At 65.4% G+C, this 2,348-nt stretch carries 2 protein-coding genes and 1 pseudogene; 2 read left to right on the top strand and 1 reads right to left on the bottom strand.

Going from position 1 to position 2,348, the window contains the following annotated elements; genetic code table 11:
- Window positions 1–188: 188 nt before the first annotated feature.
- Window positions 189–854 (bottom strand): nitroreductase, encoded by a 666-nt coding sequence (locus ACFVX4_RS41965; protein ID WP_389988750.1) that lies wholly within the window; start codon window positions 852–854, stop codon window positions 189–191.
- A 115-nt stretch (window positions 855–969) separates the two neighbouring features.
- Between ACFVX4_RS41965 and ACFVX4_RS41960 the strand changes: the two are divergent.
- Window positions 970–1,806 (top strand): annotated as a pseudogene (locus ACFVX4_RS41960) (IS5 family transposase); the annotation flags it as partial.
- 57 nt (window positions 1,807–1,863) lie between these two features.
- The coding region (locus tag ACFVX4_RS41955; protein WP_389988747.1) for a helix-turn-helix domain-containing protein at window positions 1,864–2,348 on the top strand (485 nt) is incomplete at its 3' end.

The raw sequence follows: 2,348 nt of genomic DNA, 5'->3' as shown, positions 1-2,348 counted from the left end.
CCGGCGAGTATTTGCTGGGTGGCGCCACTTCTTCCTCGTTTCCTTCTCAGGGCGATCCTATTGGATCCCTGTCCGGAAACTTCGAGGCACCCCAGAGCAACTCGGGTTACAGGTCGGTGCCATGCTGGGACGCGGCGGTTGCCGGGTATGGCGTAGGCGCTGTCCTGCGGATCTTGGCTGCCCAGCGATCACACTCCGATGAAGCTCACTGTTTCTGTCATGTCCGCCCGCCCAGTACGCAGATGTGGCACGCCCTCCTTCTCGAATCCGACTGCGACACCGCAGAACAGTGCGAGCCCATCATCGGCTCCGACTGTCTGGGTGACAGTCTTGCGATACATCGTCCACATCACCTGGGGGCAGCTGTGCAGCCCTTCCGCCCGTAGCAACAGCATGATCGTCTGCAAGTACATCCCCGCGTCTCCCCACTGCCCGGGCCCCATCGCGCGGTCGAGGTAGCAGAACAGTACAACTGGTGCCCCGAACGCCTCCGAGTTCAAGGTGGCGATCTTTTTGGGCCTCTCGGGGTCGTCGCGCTCAATTCCCAGCGCTGCGTAACGTTGGGCGGCCGCGGCGGAGAAACGGTCCAGATACGGCGAGGTCAGGTCGGCCGGGTACATCGGGTACTCCCGCTCATCCCCCAGGTCTCCGGCCAGTGCCCTGGCCGTCGCGCGCCTCTTCAGTTCGGCCAAGGGATCGCCGGTTACGACGTACACTTGCCACGGCTGGAGGTTCCCGCTTGACGGAGCTCGCGTAGCTGCAGACAGCACTCGTTCGAGTATCTCCATGGGTACCGGCTCATCGCTGAACGCCCGCACGGCCCGGCGACTGTCCACGGCTTCGTACACATCCACGTTCTCTCGCCCTCTCGCTCAACAACAAACCACCTCAACCTTATTCAGCAGTCAGCGCCGACCATCACTTCGCACTGGCAATCTCCTGACGGGCAGTTGAGTCGTTGACAGGACTGTGGGTCAAAGAGGTGATCTGACTGATGCTCAGTGGAAGCGGCTTCAGCCACTCCTGCCCGTGAGCAATGGGCGTTGTGGGCGGTGGTGGGACCATCGACAGGTGATCAACGGTGTGCTGTACCGGATCCGGACGGGTATGCAGTGGCGCGATCTGCCGGAGCGCTACGGCCCATGGAGCACGGTGCACGAGCGGCATCGCCGCTGGTCGGCGGACGGCACTTGGGAGCCGCTCCAGCAGGTCCAGGCGGATGCGGATGCGACTGGCGACATCGACTGGGACGTGTCTGTGGACTCGACCTCGGTGCGAGCCCACCAGCACGCGGCCGGAGCCCGGCTGGCGCCGCCGCCGCATCTCAAAGGGGGCTCCGTCAAGGCGGTCAGGACCGCTCGGATCCGGGCGGAACTGGTCGACCTCTTGGCGGAGGTGGTGAGGGAGGTGAAGCGCTCGGCCGTTCACACGGCGGCTTCACCACCAAGCTCCACCTGAGCGCGGAAGGCCGCTGCCGCCCACTGTCGATGCTGATCACGCTCGGGCAGCGGGCAGACTGCACTCAGTTCGAGCCGGTCATGGCGGATCCGTGTTCCGCGTCTGGCTCTCGGTCGACCCCGCACCAAGCCTGACCAGGTCAGCGCGGACAAGGGCTACAGCAACCGCCGTAACCACGCCTACCTGCGTGGACGAGGTATCCCGCACGTCATTCCGGCGAAGGCCGACCAAGCGGCCGGCCGCCGCGCGGCAGTGCCGGGTGGCCGGCCACCCTGCTTCGACAAGGAGCGGTACAAGAAGCGCAACACCGTCGAGCGGGCGATCAACCGGCTAAAGAACTTCCGCGCGGATTGCCACTAGTGTGATGCGCCAGAAATTCTGATGGTTAGTTACTACCCTGTTGCCATGGTGCATCCGGGTCCTTCCGCTGTGGAGATCGCGTTGTCCGAGTCCGAGCGCGCTGAGTTGGAGCGCCGGACGAAGATGTCGGACCGGCGCTCGGCTGAGAGGGCCCGCATCGTCCTGGCCTGCGCTGACGGCATGTCAAACGCGGGTGTCGCACGGATCGTCGGCGTTCAGGCCAAGACGGTTGGCAAGTGGCGTCGGGCTTTCGCGGCAGAGCGGATGGCCGGGCTTGAGGACGCCGGCTGGATTGGGCGGCCGAAGGCCGACCTGGTCCTGGACGAGGCTGAGCGGAGGCAGCTGACGCAGTGGGCGCGGCGGGCGAAGACCGCTCAGTTCTTTGCGTTGCGGGCCAAGATCGTGCTGCGCTGCGCGGAGGGCGGGACGAACCAACAGGCCGCGGCCGACCTCGGTATCGACAGGTCGACCGTGGACCGCTGGCGGGCCCGGTTCATCGCCAAACGCCTCGACGGTCTGCATGACGAGCC

This window comes from Streptomyces sp. NPDC058240, assembly GCF_042882135.1.
GTDB lineage: Bacteria > Actinomycetota > Actinomycetes > Streptomycetales > Streptomycetaceae > Streptomyces.
This window is presented reverse-complemented; position numbering and strand designations above follow the sequence as displayed.